Origin of the sequence: Albidovulum sp., from assembly GCF_049646345.1 — a bacterium.
Taxonomy (GTDB): Bacteria; Pseudomonadota; Alphaproteobacteria; order Rhodobacterales; family Rhodobacteraceae; genus Albidovulum.
The window spans coordinates 1-2,741 of sequence record NZ_JBARVQ010000907.1; the positions used below are offsets into that span (position 1 = coordinate 1).

The 2,741-nt window shown below is 63.2% G+C and carries 3 protein-coding genes and 1 tRNA gene; 3 read left to right on the forward strand and 1 reads right to left on the reverse strand.

The features are described from left to right. From WBB85_RS23630 to WBB85_RS23640, 3 genes are all read left to right on the forward strand, one after another. A partial coding sequence (locus WBB85_RS23630) for an isochorismatase family protein (RefSeq protein WP_432641006.1) occupies positions 1 to 276 on the forward strand: 276 nt, incomplete at its 5' end. Beyond that, positions 273 to 2,015 (forward strand): single-stranded-DNA-specific exonuclease RecJ, encoded by a 1,743-nt coding sequence (gene recJ / locus WBB85_RS23635; RefSeq protein ID WP_432641007.1) that lies wholly within the window; start codon positions 273 to 275, stop codon positions 2,013 to 2,015. The genes WBB85_RS23630 and recJ, both read left to right, overlap by 4 nt. An 81-nt stretch (positions 2,016 to 2,096) precedes the next feature. Next, a tRNA-Glu gene (locus WBB85_RS23640) sits at positions 2,097 to 2,171 on the forward strand. Between the two features lie 291 nt (positions 2,172 to 2,462). Here the strand turns inward: WBB85_RS23640 and WBB85_RS23645 are convergent. Continuing rightward, a partial coding sequence (locus tag WBB85_RS23645) for a hypothetical protein (protein ID WP_432641008.1) occupies positions 2,463 to 2,741 on the reverse strand: 279 nt, incomplete at its 5' end.

Consider the following 2,741-nt stretch of genomic DNA (forward strand, 5'->3'; position numbering starts at 1 on the left):
CGTCTGCGGGCAGCAGGGATCACCGACCTTGTGATCTGTGGCCTGACCACACCGCATTGTGTCTCCACCACGACCCGAATGGCGGGCAATCTGGGCTTCACAGTCACGCTGGCCCACGACGCCTGTGCCGCCTTCACCAGCAATGTCGACATGGGCTGGCAGCCGGGTATCGACGTGCCGTATGCCGAAACTGTCCACCGTCTGGCCGTGGGTCACCTGCACGGCGAATTCGCCACGGCTCTGAGCACAACCGACATTCTGGCCCCCCGGGCATGAGCGCGTTCCTCGGCGTCGAAAGCTCTGCCACAGGTCGCCGCTGGACCGGCCCGTCGGTCGAGGCTGACCGGCAGGCCGAGGCGATGGTGCAGGAGACGGGATTGCCCATGGCCCTTGGCCGCGTGCTGGTCGCGCGTGGCGTGGCGCCCGCCGAGGCACCGCTGTTCCTTGAGCCGCAACTGCGCGACCTGCTTCCCGATCCACGCAAGCTGAAGGATATGGAGGCGGCCGCCAGCCGGTTTTTGAAAGCGGTGAAGGGGCGCGAGCGGATCGCGGTCTTTGCCGACTACGATGTCGATGGCGGATCCTCCGCCGCGCTTCTGATCACCTGGCTGCGCGCCATGGGCTGCAAGGCCACGCTTTATATCCCCGACCGGATCGACGAGGGTTACGGCCCGAACGTGCCCGCGATGGATGCACTGGCGCGGGATCACGACCTTATTCTCTGCGTCGATTGCGGCACGCTTTCCCATGATCCCATCGCTGCAGCCAAGGGGGCGGATGTCGTGGTGCTGGACCACCATCTGGGGGCTGAAACCCTGCCCCCTGCCCTCGCGGTGGTGAACCCCAACCGGCAGGACGAAGACGGATCGCTCGCGCATCTCTGCGCGGCCTCGGTTGTCTTCCTGATGCTGGTCGAGGCCAACCGCCTTATGCGCGAAGAGGGCACCAAGGGCCCCGACCTGATGGCCATGCTTGACCTTGTGGCGCTCGCCACAGTGGCCGACGTGGCCCCGCTTGTCGGTGTCAACCGGGCGCTGGTGCGGCAGGGGCTGAAGGTCATGGCCCGGCGCGAGCGGATCGGGCTGACAAAACTCGCCGATGTCGCACGTATGGACCGGGCGCCCACGCCCTATCATCTGGGCTTCCTCCTCGGCCCCCGCGTCAATGCCGGCGGACGCATCGGCGCGGCCGATCTTGGCGCGCGGCTTTTGTCGACCGACGATCCGCATGAGGCGGCGGCGTTGGCCGAACGGCTCGACTTGCTCAATACCGAGCGGCGCGAGATCGAAAACCGGGTGCGCGACGCGGCCCTCGCCCAGGCCGAGGCTCGCGGATTTGACGCCCCCCTTGTCTGGGCCGCGGATGAGGGGTGGCATCCCGGCGTTGTCGGCATTGTCGCGGCACGGCTGAAGGAGGCCACGAACCGCCCCGCCGTTGTGATCGGCTTTGAGGGGGATGAGGGCAAGGGATCGGGCCGCTCGGTCGCAGGTGTCGATCTCGGTGCCGCGATCCAGCGTCTGGCCGCCGAGGGGCTGCTGGTCAAGGGCGGCGGTCACAAGATGGCGGCCGGGCTGACCGTTGCCCGCGACCGGCTGGAGGCGGCGATGGCGCGGCTTTCGGACCTGCTCGCCCGGCAAGGTGCGGGCACGACAGGCCCGCGAGACCTGCGCCTCGACGGGCTCTTGATGCCCGGTGCCGTCACGCCGGAGCTGATCGAAGAGATCGAACGCGCGGGCCCCTTCGGCCAGGGCGCCCCCGCCCCCCGCTTCGCCTTTGCTGATATGGCGATCACCCATGCGCGCCGGGTCGGGGAAGCCCATCTGAAAATCAGCTTTTCCGACGGGATGTCACCCGCCATCGACGCCATCGCCTTCGGTGCCTTCGACACCCCGCTCGGCCCCCTGCTCGAAGGTCATGGCGGCATGCGGTTTCACCTTGCCGGGCGTCTGGAACTGAATCACTGGCAAGGCCGCACGCGACCGCAACTCAGGCTCGAAGACGCGGCGCGAAGCTGATTTGGGATTTGCGCAAAAATCTGCACAAACCCCCTTGCGAGTCATCCCGCAACCGCCTAAACACCGCCGCACGCCAAGCATGGCCCGTTCGTCTATCGGTTAGGACGCCAGGTTTTCAACCTGGAAAGAGGGGTTCGATTCCCCTACGGGCTGCCACTTTACGTTGTAACTTACTGATTTAACTATATAATTTCAGAACGGCGAATTTCTATAAACTTTCTATTGCAAGCGTGCAGTCGACCCATGGCCCTAGTTTCGACCTCAACCGACTACGTTGACCTAGATGGCGATCACGGCACGGTCGAAGGCGTTGAGGTGACTTGCAGCAAGTGCGGACACACCGAAGAAAGCTTCGGCACAGACGACCCGTCCTTGAAGCGGTGCGCCTACCTTCTTCGGGAAAACTGCCCGCGCGGCGAAAGCAACTACTACGACGTCAGCGCATAGTCATACGTGCTTGATACCAGCCTTGAGGCTTTCTTGTCGGACTTTCTTATATTCGCCGATTTGAACAAAATATGGCTTTGACCAGTCTTCAAGTTGACGTTGTTCGTAGAATTCGACGGTTTCATACGGTTCCCCCTTTAGCGAAAAATGGCAAAATATGTGTGGGTATCCGTAGTATTCGTCACCGTCAAAATCTACTGACTGAATTAGGTGGTATGGTATTCGGCCCGCCAAGATCACTTTGATACCCGGATCGTTTCCGCCTTCATACTCTTCAAG

Excerpts from the sequence above, each read along its gene's own strand:
- recJ (WP_432641007.1), top strand. The coding sequence starts at position 273 with ATGAGCGCGTTCCTCGGCGTCGAAAGCTCTGCCACAGGTCGCCGCTGG.